Annotated in this window: 16 protein-coding genes; 10 read left to right on the top strand and 6 right to left on the bottom strand. The window is 43.3% G+C overall.

Annotation, left to right across the window (positions count from 1 at the left end; all coding sequences use genetic code 11):
- Positions 1–35 precede the first annotated feature (35 nt).
- Positions 36–1,595 (bottom strand): efflux RND transporter periplasmic adaptor subunit, encoded by a 1,560-nt coding sequence (locus tag NIES1031_RS08840; protein ID WP_407919488.1) that lies wholly within the window; start codon positions 1,593–1,595, stop codon positions 36–38.
- A gap of 252 nt (positions 1,596–1,847) precedes the next feature.
- On the opposite strand from NIES1031_RS08840, the gene NIES1031_RS08835 reads away from it, so the two are divergent.
- From NIES1031_RS08835 to NIES1031_RS08800, 7 genes are all read left to right on the top strand, one after another.
- A complete protein-coding gene (locus tag NIES1031_RS08835) occupies positions 1,848–2,906 on the top strand; it encodes a mannose-1-phosphate guanylyltransferase (protein WP_073549061.1) in 1,059 nt (352 codons plus the stop codon).
- 214 nt (positions 2,907–3,120) lie between these two features.
- The gene (locus tag NIES1031_RS08830; protein WP_073549060.1) at positions 3,121–4,767 is read left to right on the top strand and encodes an ABC1 kinase family protein; all 1,647 of its coding nucleotides are present in this window, start codon (positions 3,121–3,123) and stop codon (positions 4,765–4,767) included.
- A gap of 424 nt (positions 4,768–5,191) precedes the next feature.
- The gene (locus NIES1031_RS08825; protein ID WP_073549059.1) at positions 5,192–9,409 is read left to right on the top strand and encodes a phytase; all 4,218 of its coding nucleotides are present in this window, start codon (positions 5,192–5,194) and stop codon (positions 9,407–9,409) included.
- A 227-nt stretch (positions 9,410–9,636) separates the two neighbouring features.
- Entirely contained in the window at positions 9,637–11,454 is a 1,818-nt protein-coding gene (locus NIES1031_RS23240) for a caspase family protein (protein ID WP_084544284.1), read from the top strand.
- 76 nt (positions 11,455–11,530) lie between these two features.
- On the top strand, positions 11,531–12,253 hold the full coding sequence (locus NIES1031_RS08810) for a pyridoxine 5'-phosphate synthase (protein WP_073549164.1): 723 nt from the start codon (positions 11,531–11,533) through the stop codon (positions 12,251–12,253).
- Positions 12,254–12,321: 68 nt separating this feature from the next.
- Entirely contained in the window at positions 12,322–12,654 is a 333-nt protein-coding gene (locus NIES1031_RS08805; RefSeq protein ID WP_073549058.1) for an MgPME-cyclase complex family protein, read from the top strand.
- Between the two features lie 28 nt (positions 12,655–12,682).
- The gene (locus NIES1031_RS08800; protein ID WP_236738766.1) at positions 12,683–13,306 is read left to right on the top strand and encodes a hypothetical protein; all 624 of its coding nucleotides are present in this window, start codon (positions 12,683–12,685) and stop codon (positions 13,304–13,306) included.
- Positions 13,307–13,334: 28 nt separating this feature from the next.
- Here the strand turns inward: NIES1031_RS08800 and NIES1031_RS08795 are convergent, their stop codons facing one another.
- The 3 genes from NIES1031_RS08795 to folD form a co-directional block, all read right to left on the bottom strand.
- Positions 13,335–13,790, bottom strand: a complete 456-nt coding sequence (locus NIES1031_RS08795; protein ID WP_015187540.1) for a divergent PAP2 family protein — start codon at positions 13,788–13,790, stop codon at positions 13,335–13,337.
- A gap of 39 nt (positions 13,791–13,829) precedes the next feature.
- Positions 13,830–14,756 (bottom strand): geranylgeranyl diphosphate synthase CrtE, encoded by a 927-nt coding sequence (gene crtE / locus NIES1031_RS08790; RefSeq protein WP_073549057.1) that lies wholly within the window; start codon positions 14,754–14,756, stop codon positions 13,830–13,832.
- A 172-nt stretch (positions 14,757–14,928) separates the two neighbouring features.
- Positions 14,929–15,795, bottom strand: a complete 867-nt coding sequence (gene folD / locus NIES1031_RS08785; protein ID WP_073549056.1) for a bifunctional methylenetetrahydrofolate dehydrogenase/methenyltetrahydrofolate cyclohydrolase FolD — start codon at positions 15,793–15,795, stop codon at positions 14,929–14,931.
- Between the two features lie 183 nt (positions 15,796–15,978).
- On the opposite strand from folD, the gene NIES1031_RS08780 reads away from it, so the two are divergent.
- Together NIES1031_RS08780 and NIES1031_RS08775 are read left to right on the top strand one after the other, a co-directional pair.
- A complete protein-coding gene (locus NIES1031_RS08780) occupies positions 15,979–16,419 on the top strand; it encodes a hypothetical protein (protein WP_073549055.1) in 441 nt (146 codons plus the stop codon).
- 3 nt (positions 16,420–16,422) lie between these two features.
- Entirely contained in the window at positions 16,423–16,857 is a 435-nt protein-coding gene (locus tag NIES1031_RS08775; RefSeq protein ID WP_073549054.1) for an NUDIX hydrolase, read from the top strand.
- Here NIES1031_RS08775 and NIES1031_RS08770 read toward each other — a convergent pair.
- Positions 16,841–17,710: a DMT family transporter gene (locus NIES1031_RS08770; protein WP_073549053.1), complete on the bottom strand. Its 870-nt coding sequence runs from the start codon at positions 17,708–17,710 to the stop codon at positions 16,841–16,843. The two genes, NIES1031_RS08775 and NIES1031_RS08770, sit on opposite strands and share 17 nt — an antisense overlap.
- Before the next feature lie 477 nt (positions 17,711–18,187).
- Between NIES1031_RS08770 and mutS the strand changes: the two genes are divergently transcribed.
- Positions 18,188–20,746, top strand: a complete 2,559-nt coding sequence (gene mutS, locus NIES1031_RS08765; protein WP_073549052.1) for a DNA mismatch repair protein MutS — start codon at positions 18,188–18,190, stop codon at positions 20,744–20,746.
- On the opposite strand, the gene NIES1031_RS08760 is transcribed toward mutS, so the two are convergent.
- Positions 20,743–21,450 (bottom strand): metallophosphoesterase family protein, encoded by a 708-nt coding sequence (locus tag NIES1031_RS08760; protein WP_073549051.1) that lies wholly within the window; start codon positions 21,448–21,450, stop codon positions 20,743–20,745. The genes mutS and NIES1031_RS08760 overlap by 4 nt on opposite strands.
- Positions 21,451–21,727: the final 277 nt, after the last annotated feature.

Here is a 21,727-nt window from a genome sequence, read left to right as displayed (position 1 = left end):
ATGGGTAGTAACTCATCTTCTTAGCTATAGTGCAACTACTCACCCACTCCTGATTCGTTCTGTCTTGGTCGTTGCCTTTCCGGAAGATCGACAAACACGCGATCGCCTTCGTTCAATCCAGATAAAATTTGCGTGCGGTCTTGCAAGCTAGGTCCAATTGTTACTGGACGAAAGATCGGTTGATTATTGTTTCCAGGCACAAGGACACCCGTTTCACCCTGTTCGGTTACAATTGCCACGGTAGGAACCATTAAGGCATTCGGTACTTGTTCCCCAAGAAAAGTCACATCGACATTCATTCCTGAGCGCAGTTCTTGCGTGCCAGTTTCTAAGGCAATACGCACTTGGAAAGAAGTAACGTTTTGCTCGACAACAGCTTCTGGGGCAATCAAGCGGACGCGACCTTTGAATACTTGGTCGGGATAAGCATCAGCAACAATTTCTACCGCTTGTCCTTGCTTAATTTGTCCGACGTCTACTTCGGGAACTTGTGCCAAGATTTCTAAACCACGGGCGATCGCGACAATTGATGTCGAAGTGGCTGATGCTGTACTCGAAGCTGAGGTTGTTGGTGTGACAAACGCACCTTCGGTTGCATATTTCTGCGTCACGATTCCATCGAAAGGAGCGCGGATAATTGTATCTTCTAATTGTACTTCGATTGCTTGAACTTGACTGGCCGCAGCAGCAACAGCAGCGCGACGTTGGGCTATTTCTTCAGGGCGCGAGCCACTTTGCGCTTGTCTCAAGGCTGCACGAGCTTCATTGACTGCGGCTTGGCGTTGAGTGATTTCTTCAGATCGGCTACCGCTTTGCAGTTGAGCTAAGCGTCGTTGGGCTTCTTGCAATGCTGCTTGCGCGCTGCGATCGTCTGCAATAACTTCATCAAGCCGATCTTGCGAAATTGCACCTTCTTGATATAGTGTACGATTTCGTTGCACGCGGCTACTTGTCAAACTGACTCGCGCTTGGGCAGCATCTACTTGTGCTTGGGCTTGTGCGATTTCTTCAGGACGATTTCCGGTACGCGCCTGGTTGAGTTGAGCTTCAGCTTGTGCAAGTCGTGCGCGAGCTTGCGCGATTTCCTCAGGGCGGCTTCCTGCTAAGGCTTGGTCGAGTTGAGCTTGAGATTGAGCTAAGTTAGCCCGTGCTTGTGCGAGTTGGGCTTGCAGTTCAGCATTATCCATCCGCGCAATGATTTGCCCTTGTTGAACTGTATCGCCTTGCTCGACACTCAATGCGGTTAATCGTCCAGAGGTTTTAGGGCTAAGGTTTACGCTTTGAAACGGTACGACTTTACCACTTGCCGTAATGCGTAACGTCACGTTTTGCGATTCTACAGGTACTGTCAGTTCCGCAACGTTAATTCTGGGTGTTGTTCGACTTACAACCGCATAAGTACCACCACTGACCACAACACCAGCTGCTACTAGCCCGATCAGCCAGCGACGTGGATGCTTCAGTTTGCCAATTAAGGGAATTTCCATGTAAGTGGTCATAAAAGTGGGCAGGATATGTTGCCAAGTTATCAGAAGAAAATTGCCGTTAAGTTGTTGCGCTGCGCGGAGCGCAATCGCACTGTTAACAAACTTCATCTTTCTTGATCTTAGCGACCGACTGTTAACTCTAGAAGGTTTCTCAAGTAGTGTTTCCCTACCAACCGATTGTGGTAGCTATCGAGAGTGAGAGCGGGTAGGCGGGTAGTAAAGAATAACAATCATTAAATCTCTCCCACTTTCCCACTAGCCACTATCTACTCACCGCTCGCTTTGTGTCATGAAAATCCTTGCGATCGCCAGCGTTGTGGGTAAACTTTCTTAAGATATGCAAATTGACGGTTACAGAATATGAACACACTGATACCGGTTATTTTAGCTGGGGGTAAAGGAGAGCGGTTTTGGCCTTTGAGTCGCAAACAGCGCCCCAAACAATTTTTAAGCTTGGATGGAAGCGGTAAAAGCTTATTACAAGCAACGGCTGACCGGCTTTTGCCGTTAGCAGGAAGTTGGGAGAATCTTTGGGTTGTGACTTCAACTCAACTAGGGCAGGGCGTACAAGAACAATTACCAGATTTACGCGCGCAAAACTTATTAGCCGAACCCGAAGGACGTGATACCGCCCCAGCAGTGGCGTGGAGTACGCTAGAAGTTGCCAAACGCTACGGCGAAGACGCGATTGTTGGCTTCTTTCCTGCCGATCCTTGGATTGATAACCAAGTTAGCTTTCAAAAAACACTTTGTGCGGCAACACTGGTAGCAGCGAGTGAAAATGCGATCGCCACTTTAGGCGTCAAACCAACTTATCCCGCCACAGGTTACGGCTACATCGAACAAGGAGACTTGGCAGGTTCGTTTGGTGGCTTACCTGTGTATCGCGTTAATCGCTTTACGGAAAAACCAGATCGTGAAACCGCTGAATCGTTTTTGGTGACAAATCGGTTTAGCTGGAATAGCGGTATGTTTGTATTTCGCGCTGGAGTTGTCTTAGATGAACTCCGTACTCATGCGCCAGAAATGATGCAAGTTTTGGAAACTCAGGGAGTAGCAGCTTACGCAAATTTGCCAAAAATTAGTATTGATTACGCTTTGATGGAAAAAACCCAAATCGCGTATGTCTTACCAGTCGATTTTGGTTGGGATGATTTGGGAGATTGGAACGCAATTGATCGCTTGCTTAAAAAAGATGCGACGAATGTCGAACTGGCAAATCACATCGGGTTAGATACTAAAGATACGTTGCTGTATTCTACAAGCGATGATGATGTGATTGTCACTATTGGATTAGAAGATGTTGTCGTGGTACGCGATCACAATGTGACGCTGATCGCCCGCAAAGATCGCACGCAAGAAATTAAACAAGTCCTCAAACTTTTGCAGGATAACCCTAAATTTACTGACCTATTGTGAAACTGTAAAACTCATGGCAGAGGAATTTTAGCCCTTTGATACGTTACAACTTAACTGTTGTCTGTTGCGGGTAAGATACCCATGCTGCTTTCAACATACTATAGCAATTAAAGGGATGTTTAGGACATGATGGAAGCTCAGAATCATCAGAGCTTCTAGCTTTTAGCCCTGACTCCTGCTATGTATCTCTAACCCCTGATCCCAAAAAATAGCTGTGTTTCTAACTCAAACGACATCTCGGCAAAGAGAAATTCTGGAAGTTTTCCTGCGTAATGGCTGGGACTATATGCGGCGGCTGTTAACTGGGGGAAAAACTGACGAACCCCAATTACCTACACCTGCTGTTCTACGCAACATCCTAGTCGATTTGGGACCTGTTTATGTCAAGTTTGGGCAATTGCTAAGTACTCGCCCTGATTTGCTTCCAGCAGCTTATATTGAGGAATTGTCAACGCTGCAAGATGAAGTACCACCTGTCAACTGGACAGACATTGAAGTTGTGATTCGCCAGCAACTTCCGCAGTCGCTTGAATCTACTTTTAGCACGATTGATCCGCGTCCTGTTGCCGCAGGTTCGATTGCGCAAACGCATAAAGCAATACTTATTGATGGACGCGAAGTAGCGATTAAAGTACAACGCCCAGGAATTGATGCGATCGTTGCGCAAGATATTTCGCTGATTCGGGGTGTCGCCGACTTGGTAGCAAGAACCGAGTTCGGGCAAATGTACGATATTGATTCGCTAGCTGAAGAATTTACCAAAGCATTAGAGGCGGAGTTAGACTTTATCCGAGAAGCGAGTTTTACTGACCAATTACGCCGCAATTTAACAAATAGCCGCTGGTTTGATTCTTCACAGTTAGTCGTAGCGGAAATTTACTGGGACTTGACAACAGCCAAGTTACTCGTTATGGAGTGGCTAGATGGCGTTCCAATTCTGGCCGCCGATTTTGGTAGCGAACAAAACGGTCAAGATCCTCAGGCGAAACGTGCCGCTGTCACAAGTTTATTGTTTCGCGCTTTCTTCCAGCAAGTTTACATCGATGGCTTCTTTCATGCTGACCCGCATCCAGGTAACTTATTCTACCTTCGCGATGGTCGCGTGGCGCTACTCGACTGTGGCATGGTAGGACGCTTAGACCCGCGATCGCAGCAAATTTTAACTGAAATGTTACTCGCGATTGTTGATTTAGATGCTCAAAGATGCGCCCAATTAACGCTACAACTTGCTGATTCGGCACAGCCAGTAATCTTATCACGACTGGAAAATGACTACGACCGAATGCTGCGAAAGTATTACAATCTGAGCTTATCACAGATTAATTTCAGCCAAGTATTTTATGAAGTATTGCAAGTAGCACGTAACAACAAAATTCATTTACCAAGTAATCTAGGTTTATACGCAAAAACTCTAGCAAATCTAGAAGGAGTTGCGCGATTAGTTAATCCTGAAATTAATCTTTTAGATGAAATTAAGCCACTCATTACTGATTTGTTCCGCCGTCAGTTACTTGGTGCAAATCCGCTACAATCACTCTTAAGAACTGCGCTCGATCTCAAAAGTCTTTCGCTACAATCACCCCGCCAAATCGAGTTACTTTTAGATAGAGTCACTTCAGAAACACTGCAATGGAACTTATCCGTACGTGGCTTGGATAACTTGCGTCGCACAATGGATGACGCCGCAAGCCGGCTTTCATTTAGTGTTTTGGTCGGTTCTTTAATTATCGGTGCAGCACTCATTTCTAATAATGCTCAAACAAGTGAGTTATCGTGGTTGAGTACGATTTTATTTGCTACAGCAAGTTTGTTAGGACTATGGCTAGTTTTTAGTACTATCCGTTCAGGACGTTTGCGATAATAATTCATTTCAATAAATTTATTTTTTCAGCCATATCTTTATGGCTTTTTTATTGAAAAAAATATATAGGATGCCCTTTAACTGAAGTCGGGGCTATAAAAACTAAGTGTGCCTACGCGCACTCAATTTAAAAGTTTTATCTGTGCTTGTAATCACGCAGGATTGAGATTTATAAAGCTATACGCATTTTAATCTAAAGATACCATCTTCTTAACTTTTTTGTGCGAGTTTAAAAGTCAAACAAAATACTAAATTTTTACAAAGCCAAAAGCTATGTATTCCTAACAAAGCAGACATCTCAAAATAACACGTGAAGTTTTTACTATCGCGTACATAGTTCAGTTATTGAAAACGCGATCGCCAACACCACAACTCTATAAATTTTCCGCTGCATCCAAAGTGGTTCATAAACTCTACAACACCTATGACAACACCTCAAGATATCCGCTTCGCCTCGTTCAATGCTTCTCTCAATCGCAACGAAGCAGGACAACTCATCAGCGATCTCTCCACAAAAACCAATACTCAAGCCCGAAACATTGCCGAAATTATTCAACGTACTAACCCAGATGTCATCTTAATTAACGAATTTGACTACGATCCAGACGCTAAGGCTGCACAACTTTTCCAGCAAAATTATCTTGCAGTCGGTCAAAATGGTGCGAATCCTATCGAATACCCCTACTATTACGTTGCACCCTCTAATACAGGTGTTTCCTCAGGATTTGATTTAGATAATGATGGCACAATAGGCGGACCTAATGATGCACTGGGGTTTGGTTTCTTCCCTGGTCAATATGGCATGGTACTCTACTCTAAACACCCTATTGATGAAGAAAACATTCGTACCTTTCAAAAGTTTCTTTGGAAGGATATGCCAAACGCCTTGTTACCAGACGATTGGTACTCGCCAGAAGAACTCGAAGTTTTTCGGCTTTCTTCTAAAAGTCATTGGGATATACCAATTCAAGTTAACGGCGAGACAATTCATGTCTTAGCAAGTCATCCTACTCCTCCTGTATTCGATGGCGAAGAAGACCGTAACGGAAGACGCAATCACGATGAAATTCGCTTTTGGTCGGACTACTTTACACCTGGTAAAGGAAACTATATTTACGATGACGCTGGGAAGTTTGGCGGTTTAACCGCAGGTTCACGCTTTGTTGTGATGGGCGATCAAAACGCCGATCCGTTTGATGGCGACAGCACAAATAATGCAATTTGGCAATTACTGGGTAATCCTTTAATCAACACGAGAATCACACCAAACAGTGAAGGTGGTGTCGATGCGGCTATACGTCAAGGTGGTGCAAATGACGATCATATCAGTGACCCTGCTTACGATACGGCTGATTTTGCGGATACAACACCTGGTAACTTGCGGGTAGATTACGTTTTACCTTCACAAAACTTAGAAATTACAGATGCTTCGGTATTTTGGAAAACAAGTGACGATCCGTTATTTCGTTTAGTAGGTGACTTCGATCCGAATCTTGCGAGTTTTCCAAGTTCCGATCATCGTTTGGTTGCGGCTGATGTGAGATTAATACCGGCGATCGCTATTCCTGATGTCAGTAAAAAATTTGTAGTCGATCTTGACTTTATTGGCGAAGTCACGTTCGATACAGGTTTGACGTTTCAAGAAACTGAAGTTGGCGGTTTGTCGGGAATTGTCTACGATCCTGCCAAAAACCTTTTCTATAGCATCTCAGATGATCGCAGTTCGATTAATCCTGCACGATTCTACACGCTGGAAATTGACTTAACAGATGGTAAGCTGCAACCAGGAGATATAAAGTTTCAAAACGTCATCACGTTACTTAATGAAAACGGTCAACTTTTTGCAGAAAATAGCCTCGATCCAGAAGGAATTACACTAACCCATCAAGGAACCTTATTTATTTCTTCTGAAGGTGATACAAATCAATTAATCCCGCCTTTTGTGAATCAATTTTCTATCCGAGGAAAACAGTTTCAAGCGCTACCTGTACCGTCGAAATATCTGCCAACGAGGAATCAAACAAGCGGGATAAGAAATAATCTTGCCTTTGAAAGCTTGACGATTACACCTAACAATAAATATCTATACACCGCGACTGAAAACGCATTAATTCAAGATGGTTCTACTGCCGATTTAGAAAACGGTAGTCCCTCAAGAATTTTACAATACAACTTATTCACAGGAAAACCGCAACGTGAATTCTTATACGTTACCGATCCGGTTGCAGCCGAGTCAGTACCCCCAGGCGAATTTCAAACAAATGGTTTAGTTGATCTGCTAGCAATTGATAATAATGGTACGTTGCTAGCTTTAGAGCGATCGTTTTCTACAGGAGTCGGAAATACGATCAAGCTTTATGAAGTCCAAACTCAAAACGCGCTTGATATTCGCAGTATTCCTAGTGTTGATGGCTTAGAAATTGCACCTGTACAAAAGCGGTTATTACTCGACTTTGCTGAATTGGAAACGCCATTAGATAACATTGAGGGCGTGAGTTTTGGTCCTCAATTACCTGATGGTAGGCAATCTTTAGTTGTTGTCAGCGACAATAACTTTAGTGATACTCAATTTACACAATTTTTAGCTTTTGCTGTCGATTTGGATACAACTCCTGGCGTTGTCCCCATTGTAGAAACGCCGCCAGTTGTGGATAGTGACGCACCTGTAAATTCTCCTCCTGGAGACGCTGACGATCCGGCAATCTACGTTCATCCAGTATCGGCGTTGAGTTTGGTGATTGGTAGCTTAAAAGATGGCGGTCTAGCAGTTTATGACTTGGAGGGTAAGCAATTACAGACGATTTTACCTGGCGAACCTGGTGATGTCCGCTACAATAACGTTGACTTGCTGTATGGTTTCAAGCTTGGCGATCGCTATGTTGATTTGGCGATCGCTTCTGACCGTAACAATGATACGCTAGCCATTTTCCAAATCGATCCAACCACGCGTCAGCTAAAAGATATCACCGCTGGCAATATTCCTGCGTCGATTTTTGGCATTGACGATGGTGAAAAAACCGCGTATGGACTTGCAACTTACACTGGTGTGTCAGGGAAGTCGTATGTATTTGTTAGCCAGCGCGAATCGAACCAAGTTGCGCAATTAGAGTTAATCGATAACGGTTTTGGCAAAGTTACGGCTAAAACAGTGCGGAATCTTACTTTACCGATACCCGATAGCGGTGAAGCCGATGCGCAGATTGAAGGTATGGTAGCAGACCGCGAACTTGGCTATCTTTATGTAGGTCAAGAAAAAGTTGGCATTTGGAAATTTGCGGCGGAAGTGACAGGAGGAGATAAAGCCGTATTAGTTGATGCGGTAAAACCTGAAGGAAGTCGTCTAACAGCAGATGTTGAGGGATTGACCATTTACTACGCTGGCGATGGTAAAGGTTATTTATTAGCGTCAAGTCAAGGTGATAATACGTTTGCAGTTTACTCGCGCGAAGGTAATAACGAGTATTTGGGTAACTTTGTGATTGGCGAGTTTCTAGGTATCGATGGTGTTCAAGAATCCGATGGTGCGGATGTGGTTAATGTCGCTTTAGGCGCAAACTTTCCGAAAGGAATGCTGGTTGTACAAGATGGTAACAACGACCCAGCAGTGATTGTTGAAGATGAAGGTGAGTTAGAAAACGCGAGTTCCAACTTTAAGTTTATCCCTTGGGAGAATGTCGCGAATGCTTTTGCCGATGCTCTCATCATCGATCCTAACAGCTACAACCCGCGCGAATCTTCGGTTAAGGAAATTACAGGAACACCTGCGAATGATAAATTAGTTGGAACTGACCAACGCGATTTTATCAACGGACTTGCAGGAAATGACACGATTACTGGCGCACTGAATAATGACTTACTAACGGGTGGTGGCGATCGCGATTTCTTTATTATCAATCAAGGTGACGGAATTGACACGATTACTGATTTTCAAGGTGTAGGTACTGGAAATCAACCTATTGCTACAGCAGAAGTTGATACGATTCAGTTTTTAGGAGCAGAATTAACTGCGAGAAATATGTTATTAACGCAGCAAAATGATGATTTATTGATTCATTTTGAGTCTGACGATAGTACGCAAGTGATTTTGCAAAATTTTGACCTAGAAAACCTAGAAAATCTCAAAATAGGAAATCTTCTATTTTATAGTCAAAGTGAAATTCAAGATAGCTTTGATGTTTTCGATGCTAACGCACAGCGCGATCGCATTTTTAATCCTAACAGTGTTACTTTTCTCAACGATTTAGATAATTGTGTCAAAGGTTATAATTACTCCCATGATGTTATTAATGGTCAAGGTGGTAATGATCGCATCTTTGGCTTGAGTGGCGACGATCTCCTACGCGGTGGTAGGGGTAACGATACTTTGATCGGTGGTTTAGGAGAAGATACGCTAATTGGTGACAGTGGTAGCGATGTCTTCGTTTTGAATGATGCTGGATTCGATATTATTCGTGATTTCAACCTCAATCATGGCGATCGTATTGGTTTAACTCACAACTTAACTTTCGAGCAGGTGACGATTTCCCAAGGTACTGATAGTAACGTAAACAATACTATTTTAAGCTTTTCTGGGCAAGAAATTGCGTTACTTGTAAACGTAACAGCGAGTAGTTTATCGCAGAATAACTTTATCTTTGTGTAGCAACTTGTAAATAACTTTCACGAAAATCAACTAGGCATCTCTACTTCAGAGATGCCTTTTTTTTGATAGATTTTAATAATCAAAAGTTAACCCTTATTTTTTAATAAAGATTTCATGAAGCAACGATTATCTTTCTTAAAGAAAACTTGAAGTTTAAACGAATTACTAGTAGTTGCGTTAGTGTTCTTGTTTTGGGGTTAGCATCGCTGGCAATGTAGGAAATTATAATGGCGAAATTTGCATTACTTATTGGAGTGAGCCACCATGGTACTGGCTTTAACATTTTACCTGGAGCAGTCAAAGATGTCGAGGAAATGCAACGCGTACTGCAATCTCCTGGCTTGGGGTTTGATGAAGTTGAAACTTTAAAAGATCCTGAACCGCTTGTTATGCAAGCAGCAATTGAGGCTTTATTTCGAGACAAAGCGCGTCAAAATAGTGATTTAGTATTACTTTATTTTTCAGGTTACTGTATTAAAGACTACAGTAACAAATTATTTTTTGCAACAAGTCGTACTAGTAAAAACACGCAAAGAGAACTCATTAAATCGACAGTCGTATCGGCGAGTTTCGTGCAAGACATCATGAATGATAGCCGCGCGACACAGCAGATCTTGATATTAGATTGTTGTTTTACTCAAGCTTCAGCAGCTAATGTCGCTGCTACGCAGGATAGTACTTCTGGAGATATCGCTAGTCAACTTGGCGGAAATCGCACAATTCTCTTATCGTCAGCTACTCAATCGTTTTTTCAGCAAAAAGGAAATGATATCTCTACCTACACGCGCTACCTGGTCGAAGGTCTAGAAGGTGCAGCTGATTTAGACGGCGATCGCTGGATTGCTGTTGACGAATTGCATGAATATATCAGCAGAAAAGCCGAAGCAACCGCTGCCAATATTGAGCCAGTTATCATAAATTCTCATAACAACAAAATTTTAATTGGTCCCGTAGCCGAGACGCAACCTCAACAAAGTGAACCGCTCGTATTACCAACCCGTAGGACAAGACTTTTTGCACCACTCGTCCAACATCGCAGTGTTCGTCTGCTTTTAGGAGTCAGCTTCACAACGCTCATCACTTTAGTGGGAGCGACATACATTATACAACGACAGCAGTTATTGCAATTACCGTTTGGTAATTCGCTGGTTGCTGCACCAAGAGATTACAATCAAACCGCCCAAACACGCCTCGACCACTCAAAAACAGTTTGGTCGCTGGCGACAACGCACGATGGTCAAACGCTTGTAAGTAGCAGTGGTGACACAACAATCAAAGTTTGGCATTTACCGAGTGGAAAACCAATTCGGACGCTATCAGGTCATACTGCTGCGGTTTGGTCAGTGGCGATTACTCCTGATGGGAGATCTTTAATTAGTGGCAGTGGAGATAAAACAATTAAAGTTTGGAATCTTCAGACTGGCGAACTAACCCGTACTTTGACAGGCTCGGAAGATACCGTTTGGGCAGTTGCCATCAGCCAGGATGGTAATACAATAGTCAGCGCTGATGGTAATAATACAATCAAAGTTTGGGATTTACCATCTGGAAAATTACTCAGAAGTTTTGCGGCAGATACATCGCGATTAAGAACGATCGCCCTCAGTCCTGATGGACAAACTTTGGCGAGTGGCGGTCAAGGTCAAGACATCAAGATTTGGGATATCAACACCGGTCAACTTATCCGCACGCTAGCAGCGCACAAAAGTAAAATTATCACTGTTGCGATTAGCCCTGATGGCGAAACATTAGCCAGTGGTAGTAACGACGAAACTGTTGAAATTTGGAATATCCGTACAGGTAGATTAGTACGAACTTTGCACGGACATACAGATCATGTAAACTCGGTAGCGATTAGTGCCGATGGTCAGTTTCTGGTGAGTGGTGCTGAAGATCGCGAAGTAAAACTGTGGAGTTTGCGTACTGGTAGGTTATTACACACTTTTCAAGGACACCCTGGCGATGTTTACGCTGTCGCGATTAGTCCTGACGATCAAACTGTAATTAGCGGCGATAAGGAAGGTCAAATTAAGTTTTGGCGATGAAATGCTTATCGGCGAGCAAACTACATCACGCGTTAAAATCTAGTCCTGAAACTTATGAACTCTAGGAAAAATGAGATTGCCTACATTAGGAGTCAACATCGACCATATTGCAACGATTAGACAAGCGCGACGAACTGTAGAACCCGATCCTGTAGCAGCAGCAGTCCTTGCTGAACTTGGCGGTGCTGATGGTATTACTGTACATCTACGCGAAGATCGACGCCATATTCAAGAAAGAGATGTCCGTTTGTTGCGCGAAACTGTACGCACGCACTTAAATTTAGAAATGGCAGCCACCGATCAAATGGTGGCGATCGCACTAGATATCAAACCGGATTACGTAACGCTTGTGCCCGAAAAACGCGAGGAAGTCACAACCGAAGGCGGTTTAGATATTGTCGGTCAACTCGACCGCATGAACGAGGTTGTCGATAAGTTACAATCTGCCGACATTCCTGTGAGTTTATTTATCGATGCTGACAATTCACAAATTGAAGCTTCTGTCAAGGTGAAGGCTAAATTTATCGAGTTGCATACTGGGCGCTATGCAGAAGCGCATAACGAAGCGAGTAGACAAAAGGAACTCGACATTCTGGCGCAAGGGGCAAAACAAGCGATCGCCTCTGGTTTACGTATCAATGCAGGACACGGATTGACGTATTGGAATGTCTACCCTGTGGCTTGCATTCCAGGAATGGAAGAACTCAACATTGGTCATACTATCGTTAGCCGTGCAGCTTTAGTCGGTTTAGAGCGTGCGGTACGTGAGATGAAACAAGCGATTCGTGGAGAAGTGTAAATTTCTCCTAAGATCAGAAGATAAAAAGTGAGACAATAACTACTCCCTAGTCGTTAACCTCTAGAGAGATGCAAACCTATTACTACGTATTGGCAAGTCAACGCTTTCTCGTTGAAGAAGAACCATTAGATGAAGTCCTTAGAGAACGCACGCGTAACTATCACGAACAAGCAAAAGAAATCGATTTCTGGTTAGTGACGCAGCCAGCCTTTTTAGAAGCGCCCGAAATGGCAACAATTAAAGCTCAATGTCCTCAACCAGCAGCGGCGGTGATTTCTACAAATTCGCAATTTATTACCTGGCTAAAATTACGCTTAGAGTACGTCATCACTGGCGAATTTCGAGCACCCTCAGCAACAATTCCCGATCCCTTAGCTTCGCTGGCGTCAATGTCGTCATAAGATGAAAAGCAACCGAAGTGAGGGGATTATGTACCAACGCGGAGCAATGCCACTATTCGGCTTAATTATACTTGCTGCTGTTCGTTGGATGATGAGCTTGAATGTGGCAGATGCCCAAACAACTCTGCCTAATTGCCAACCACCTAAAGCGGGTGAATATCTTGTACTCGTGCGATCGCCAACGTCTGAAGCGCAAGAAAAACTACGTCGCGCCCTACCATCTAATACGAATAGCATCGTTTGCCGCTATCTTAACGAAACAGTGACGCGCACTGGCACTTTTACACAATTAGACAATGCCAACTCACAAGCACAATCGATCCGAGCGCTAGGTTTAGCTGCGTTTGTCGTGCGTTCTCCTAAAGAAAAACCATCCGCGTCAACCGCAGCAGATCCCAAACCTTTAGGCGCAGGATATGCGGTGTTAGTTGAATATTTCAACCGCCCAGAAACCGCAGCACAAGTACAGCAATTTTTAAAAACTGACGTTGGTTTAACTTCCTACGCCCAGCGCAATTACTTACTCGCACTGCATACAACAGACCAAAACAAGGCGACTGAAACTTTAAAAAGGCTCAGCGATCGCGGCTTTTATGCTCTATTAGTAAACAGTCGTCAAGTCACCCTCATCCGCCCCAAAGCTTCACTGTAAATTACAATTACCCATTACCAATCACCAACTAATACGCTGGGCTTGCTAGCCAAGAAATGGTAACGCCAAGAACTGAACCCACAATAACTTGAAACGGTGTATGTCCAAGTAATTCTTTGAGTCGGTCTTCGTTAAATTCTTTGTTTTCGTGAAATAGTTCGTCAATCATTTGATTGAGAATACGTGCTTGTTTACCCGCAGCTTGACGGACTCCCGCCGCATCGTACATGACGATAATCGCAAAAATCGTTGCGATCGCAAACTCGGTGCTTGCCCACCCCGCAGTTTGTCCAATCCCAGTAGCTAAGGCGGTAACGAGTGCTGAATGGGCGCTCGGCATTCCCCCCGTTGTGACGAGAACGCGCATATCCAATTTACGATTTTTGATTAACTCTACTACAAGTTTTGATGCTTGAGCGATGAGACAAGCTATTACAGCAACCAGCAGTACGCTGTTGTCTAGAATGTCGCCAAAGTCCTGCATGGTGTTTTGATGTCAGTTATAAAGAAAGGCTGATAGCTTTTAGTGCGTGCGGCTAGTGATAAATTCAGCGATCGCTTGTAGCGGTAGGGCTTTTTCTCCAAAAGAATCAAGTTCCGCAATTGCCGCTTGAACCAGTTGGCGTGCTTGACGCTGCGATTCTTCCAAGCCCCAAATACTCGGATACGTTGCTTTTTGTGCTTGTAAATCTTTACCAGCAGTTTTGCCGAGTTCTTCTTGAGTCGCAGTAATATCCAGAATATCATCAACAATCTGGAATGCTAACCCAATATTTTGTGCATAACGAGTTAATCTTTGTAAGTCAGCTTCTGGCGCACCCGCTAAAATTGCCCCACAAGCAACACAAGCTTCTAACAACGCCGCAGTTTTGTGATTATGAATAAAGTTTAGCGTGTCGATTGAGACATCCGCTTTTCCTTCTGATTCTAGATCGACAACCTGACCGCCAACTAAACCCGCAGCACCCACCGCACGCCCTAAGCGACTAATCACCTGTAAAACTCGCTGTGCTGGCACATTTTTGGTCTTCGCTGCAACGTACTCAAACGCATACGCTAACAAGCCATCGCCTGCTAGAATCGCAATATCTTCGCCATAAACTTTGTGATTTGTCAACATCCCGCGTCGATAATCATCATTATCCATCGCAGGGAGGTCGTCGTGAATAAGCGACATCGTATGAATCATTTCTAAAGCACAAGCTGTCGGTATTGCCATTTCTGTCGTACCGCCAGCCAGTTCACAGGTTGCAAGACACAAAATCGGACGCAGCCGTTTACCGCCAGCTAACAACGAGTAGCGCATCGCTTCATAAATTTTCTCTGGATAAGCGATCGGAATAGCACGATCAAGCGCCGCTTCAATTTGCGATTGTCGCTGTTGTAAATAAGCTGGTAGGTCAAATGGTACTTTTTCTTGAGGCGTTTGTGGGTTATCCGTTACTACCATTCCCGAGTTCCTTCAGCTGCTGTGGTGTCCGTAACAATTTTACGGGGCTTTGGGAAGTTATGAATCACAAATTCAGTATTTGTCATATCCTCTCTTGAAATAACCAGAATATTAGTATCGTTACGCTGTTATGAGTGGTTAGTTGCTAGTCAATAACTGAATTTGATATTGTTTACTGGTGGCGCTGTAAGTAACTCGTAAAGGTATTTTGTAATAACATCGCGACTGTCATCGGACCAATCCCTCCAGGAACCGGAGTAATATATTCGGCGACATTTTGCACCGCGTCAAAGTCTACATCACCGACTAAGCGGCTAGTACCACTCGCATCCGTCACGCGAGTAATTCCGACATCGACAACAACCGCCCCAGATTTTACCATATCTGCTGTAATCAGTCCTGGACGACCGACAGCACCAACTAAAATATCAGCAGATTGTGTAATTGACCCTAAATCTGGCGATCGCGAATGCGCAATTGTTACTGTCGCATCGGCTTCGAGGAGCATCAAAGCCAAAGGCTTACCAACTAAAATACTGCGCCCCACAACAACCGCTTGTTTACCTTTAAGTGGAATTTGATATTCTTGCAACAATCGCATCACTCCGGCGGGAGTACAGCTACGCAACCCTTGTTCGCCGCGCACGAGTCTTCCTAAGTTCGTAGGATGCAATCCATCTGCATCTTTATCAGGATCAATTTGATGTAATAATGCAACTCCATCTAGATGTTCGGGTAAAGGTAACTGTACTAAAATGCCATCAACTCGCTCATCTTGATTAAGACGGTGAATAGTCTCTTCTAGTTGTGATTGCGTAACTTCTACCCCGAAATGTTGCCCAAACGAAGCAATCCCCACATTTGTGCAAGCACGTTCTTTATTGCGGACATACGCGGCGCTTGCGGGATTATCCCCTACCATTAATACTGCTAATCCTGGTGGGCGTCCAATTAAAGTTTGTTTTTGAATTTGTTCTTTGAGTTCGCTTTGCAGACGTTGCGCCAAAGCTTTACCATCGAGTAACTGTGTTTGCTTCATAACTATTTTTGGCACCTTCTTTTCGCCAGGCTACTTGATACGACCACGTTCTTGCATCAAAATCTTACTATTTAACTCTGATTTTTACGGGCAAGACAATACCTTGCCCCTAATTTTTTCTAACAATACTGGGCGATCGCCATTTCTTTGCATACGATTGAAATCTACTCTTTGTTAGTTGTGATGGTGCCAGTGACTATGCTATTTCTTCGTCAGGCGATCGCGCCACAACTCAAACCTCTCCACATTTTGCCTTCTCTCTTACTGACTGGTTTACTAGGCTGTAGCAGCGTACCATCTGCACTCAACAGCATCAATAATGTGGGTTTTGGAGTTGATATTTCCCAAATTGCTGATATCGAGCCTACACGCGATCAAGACAAAACAATTTATGTTCAGGGTAGAGTCGCGGCACTGGTTCCTCTAGTTGATTGGTTAGCTTACCAAGTCGAAGACACTAGTGGCACAATTTGGGTATTAACGAATCAACGCAATATTCAACTTGAGGATCGCGTCTTAATCGAAGGAAAGCTACGCTATCACAGTATTCCCGTTGCAGAACAAGATTTTGGTGAAGCTTATGTCGAAGAACACCGCCAAATCGAACGTATCCCTGCAAAGTGATCGATGAGCGAACAATTTAGTGTTGCGATCGCTATTCTCTATCGCCAAAATCAATTTCTCATGCAATTACGCGACGATATTCCTGGAATCCTCTATCCTGGTCATTGGGGTCTATTCGGTGGTCACATCGAATCTGGAGAATTTCCTGATGTTGCTGTTGTCCGAGAACTTCAAGAAGAAATTAGCTACACTCCACCTATAATATCTAAATTCGGCTGCTATTCTGATACAAGAGTTGTACGTCATGTTTATCACGCGCCTTTAACCGTAGAACTCGATCAACTGGTTCTTTATGAAGGGTGGGATTTGGGTTTATTAACACCTGAGCACATTTTACAAGGTGAATGCTACTCTGAAAAAGCTCAAGATACTAAACCCTTAGGTACACCTCACCAAAAAATTTTGCTGGACTTTATTAAACTTAAGCTTTATTTGTAAAAAATACGCCCATAATTACCAAAATCCCACCTACTAGAAGACTTAAAGTAATTTCTTCTTGTAATAAAACTGCTGCTAGCAAAATTGCTGATACTGGTACTAAATTAATAAAAATAGCTGCTTTTGCAGGACCTATTACTCTAACGCCTTCAGAATACCAAATAAAACCCAGCGCCGAACTTAAAAAACCTAAATACCAAATCACTAACCAAGTAACAAAATTAATTTGAAAAAATTGTTGTAAGATTCCTTCTGGTAACGCAGGAAAAAATAAGGCAATTGTGCCAATTAAACAAGCATAAGTAGTAGCAACTATAGGCGAAAGTTGTTGCATTGCTAGTTTACCAATTAGCGTATATGCAACCCAGCTAAAGACACAGCCAAATAGAAATAAATCTCCTATACTTAGATTATCATCTAAAATGTTGACTACGTTTCCTCTGCTAATTGCTAAAGCTGCTCCTGTTAAAGAAGTAATAATTCCTATTATTTTTAAAATTGTAAGTTTATCTTTAAAAAACAATGCAGAACCAAGCGCAATGAACGTTGGGTTTAAAGCGACAATCAACGCTGCGCGGCTAGCAGCAATGGTTTGTAAGCCAAGAAAAAAGAAAGCATTGTAGGTGAATACCCCTGTCATACCTAGTAAAATAACTTGTATGAGTTGCTTTCGATGAAGACGCGGTAACTGTCCTTCTTGCTTGAGCGTGAGAAAAAGTAAACAAATTGAAGAAACAGCAAAACGGCAGAATGCAGCAGAAAAAGGTTCTAAATCTTGAACAATGACTCTTCCTGCAATAAATGTACCGCCCCAAACTACTGCTGTTAATATTAATTTAAGATAAACTACCAATATTAAATCCTAATACCTATATTCTTTCTTATTTATTAATATTTATATTAATCATGATTGTTTTAAACGAAACACAAAGAGCATGTTTCCCCTAAGGTTTATCGTTAGCGCAGCGCTAGCTTAGCGAAGGCATTAGACTAGGACAAAAAGAAAAAATCTGTAAAGATATTCTCCAAAATATAAATATTATTTTAATATTCTATTGGGTGAAACTAAGATTCAGCAAAATTATTATAGTATAATTTATTAGTAAAATTTAGAGTCGCATAATTTTATAAAAAAGTGTAGTAGTAGATTAAGTTATCCGATAAAACTAACATATCTTGCCCTACGTTATGATGACTATCAGTAAAAAAAAATCATAGCTATAGATTATCTACAGTAAATTAAGTAAAGGCTACGGCGTATAACTGATTGTTGACTGCGATGAACAATTTCTCCTCTGCATCTACTTCCACAGAACTTGATGGCAAGCCGATGCTGCGTAATGCGGATTATCGGAAACTGGATATCACCAAACTTTCACCGATGTATCAGCACTTTGTGCAAGTGAAAGAGCAATATCCGAATACTATACTACTTTATCGATGCGGAGACTTTTTTGAAACCTTCTTTCTCGATGCGCTGACAGTGTCGCGAGAATTAGAACTGGTGCTGACGAGTAAAGAGGGAGGAAAGGAAATTGGGCGCGTACCTATGACAGGAGTGCCGCATCATGCATTAGAGCGGTATTGTGCGATGCTAGTTGAAAAGGGGTATGCGATCGCAATTTGCGACCAAGTTGAAGATGCAGAAATCGCCGCTGCCCAACATCGTCAAGTGCGTCGAGAAGTGACGCGGGTACTCACTCCAGGAACACTTCTAGATGACGGAATGCTGCAAGCACGACGCAATAACTTTTTAGCAGCAGTTGTCATTGCGGGTAATCACTGGGGGTTAGCGTATGCAGATATTTCTACTGGCGAATTTTTGACGACACAAGAAAGTAATTTAGAGCAACTAACGCAGGAATTGATGCGGTTGCAACCATCAGAGGTTTTAGTTCCGACGAATGCGCCAGATTTAGGCAGTTTACTACGTCCTGGAGAAACTTCCGAGCATTTACCAGCGTGTTTACCACCTGCATTTTGCTACGCCTTGCGATCGCATACGGCGTTTACGCAATCAGAAGCGCGACAACGCATAATTCAAAAATTTCGCGTGCGATCGTTGGAAGGATTAGGGTGCGAACATCTTCCGCTTGCAGTAAGGGCTGCGGGTGGGTTGTTGCAGTATCTAGAAGAAACGCAAAAAGAAAACCCGATCGCGTTACAAGCTTTACGCACATACACAATTAGCGATTACTTGATACTGGATCACCAAAGTCGGCGCAATTTAGAAATTACGCAAACAGTGCGCGATGGGACGTTTCATGGTTCGTTGCTGTGGGCATTAGATTGTACAAATACCGCAATGGGTGGACGCGCTTTGCGTCGTTGGTTTTTGCAACCACTGATTGATATCAAGGGTATTCATGCTCGACAAGACACAATTGAGGAATTAATCGAAGATAGTTCACTACGGCAAGATTTACGCAGTTGTTTGCGACAAATTTATGACTTAGAAAGACTAACAGGTCGTGCAGGTTCCGGCAGTGCAAATGCAAGAGACCTTGTTGCTCTAGCAGATTCGTTAGCTAGACTTCCCGAAATCGCGCGGATTGTGGAAACAGCAAGATCGCCTTACCTACGGGCGTTGCAAAAAGTCCCTGCTGTATTAGAAGAACTAGGTAGGAAACTCCGCAATTATCTTGTTGAGTCACCACCAATTCTCCTTTCGGAAGGTGGCTTGATTCGCCCTGGTGTTCACTCACAACTCGATGAAAGACGCACTACCGTAGAAGCGGATCAGCAGTGGATCGCGAATTTGGAAGTCGAGGAACGCTTTAAGACAGAAATTCCTACACTAAAAGTAGGTTACAACAAAACGTTTGGTTATTACATCAGTATTTCTCGCAGTAAAGCCGATCAAGTTCCTCAGCATTACATCCGCAAGCAAACTTTAACGAACGAAGAACGCTACATTACTCTTGAGTTGAAAGAACGCGAAAGTCGTATTCTCAGCGCTAGAGACGATTTAAATCGCTTAGAGTATGAAGTTTTTACTCAATTACGCAGTGAAGTTGCCGAACACGCAGAATTGATTCGCAACATATCGCGTGCGGTAGCGGCCGTAGATGTGCTATGTGGTTTAGCTGAAGTCGCAGTTCATCAAGGTTACTGCCGTCCAGAAATGGTGGAAGGGCGAGAAATTAATATTATCGATGGGCGTCACCCTGTCGTGGAAAAGTCTTTACCTGCGGGTTTTTTTGTCCCCAATTCTACGTTTTTGGGTAGTAGCGACGATCAATCCCCCGATCTCATTATTCTCACAGGACCAAACGCCAGTGGTAAAAGTTGTTATTTGCGTCAAGTAGGATTAATTCAGTTAATGGCGCAGGTGGGAAGTTTTGTTCCCGCAAGTTCCGCACGATTGGGAATTTGCGATCGCATCTTTACGCGCGTCGGTGCAGTAGACGACTTAGCAACAGGTCAATCAACGTTTATGGTTGAGATGAACGAAACTGCAAATATTCTCAATCATGCCACGCGGCGATCGCTTGTGCTGTTAGATGAAATTGGTAGAGGTACAGCAACGTTTGATGGTCTTTCGATTGCTTGGGCGGTAGCAGAATATTTAGCAACTGAAATTCAAGCGCGGACAATCTTTGCAACACACTACCACGAGTTAAACGAACTTGCTTCAATTTTGACGAACGTAGCCAACTACCAAGTCACTGTGAAGGAATTACCCGATCAAATTATCTTTTTACATCAGGTTCAGCCAGGGGGTGCGGATAAATCCTATGGTATTGAAGCCGGACGCTTAGCCGGACTGCCAGCTGTCGTAATTCAACGTGCCAAGCAAGTAATGGGACAAATTGAAAAGCACAGTAAAATTGCTGTGGGACTGCGTGAAGGAATTGCTGTAGAACGCCCTACCATAAAGGCAAACTAACTATTGACTTTTTGCTTACTATATGCATCTAATTGACCTGGGATGAGGACTTTTCCCTCTTGATCGCATATTCCAGCTTTAGCCACACCATGTACGGTAATCTTGCCGTTACCGATTGCTTTTGTGTAATGTTCGTGATGATGACCGTGAAAGACACATTTGACTCCTAGTGATACAGCTAGGTCATCAAGTTCTTTAAAACCGTAGCGATGGCACGAAGGTGCCTCATGCGTCACCAAAATATCTGCTTGCTGATGCCAAAGCGCTGCATAGTGTTGCCAAAAAATACTTGCATGGTGTTTGCGCGGAATGCCACCACGCCAACGTTCGCCTTTACCACAAATTGATAATAGGTCATTCGGACTAGAAAATCGTGGTGCAGCGGGAGGACGCCAGATTTTCGCGCGAAACACGCCGCCCAATCCAGCGATACGCACGCCAGCAATTTTGACAACGCGACCGTGTAAATTACGGTGCGCTAATCTTGATGAAAATAAATTGTCGTACCAACGGTCTTGATCCGCGTCGTGATTACCGTGGATGAACCAAATTTCGGTTTTATTTAGGATGGCAGATAATTCTTCTTCTAGCGATCGCTCTAAGTCAAAATCACCTAGCAACACGACTGCTTGCGGAGAATATGTTTTGACTGCCTGAATCACAGATCTAAAATCACCGTGCGGATCTCCACCGAATAAAATCATCAAGTTGAATAGTGCAACTCCCTATTGTAATAAGGATCGCATATTTGTAGCCGATGTTCCTTGACCAAAAGATGGATCAAAGCTTAAGCGCTAAGACGTATATTTCAGAAGTTCTTTAGGAGTTAGATTTTCTCTACCTTTCCTAATTTTGATTCTCTTACCCGTGATTCTGTAACATTTTTTAATAAAATGCCGGATTAAGCATTACACTTCATTGCAAAATGAGACAATGGTGAAGCCGCACGTGATAATTTCGGATGTGGATTAACCCGCACAG

It is taken from the genome of Chroogloeocystis siderophila 5.2 s.c.1 (genome assembly GCF_001904655.1).
Classification (GTDB): domain Bacteria; phylum Cyanobacteriota; class Cyanobacteriia; order Cyanobacteriales; family Chroococcidiopsidaceae; genus Chroogloeocystis; species Chroogloeocystis siderophila.
The sequence above is the reverse complement of the archived record's forward strand: the minus strand, read 5'-3'. Positions and strand labels throughout refer to the sequence as shown.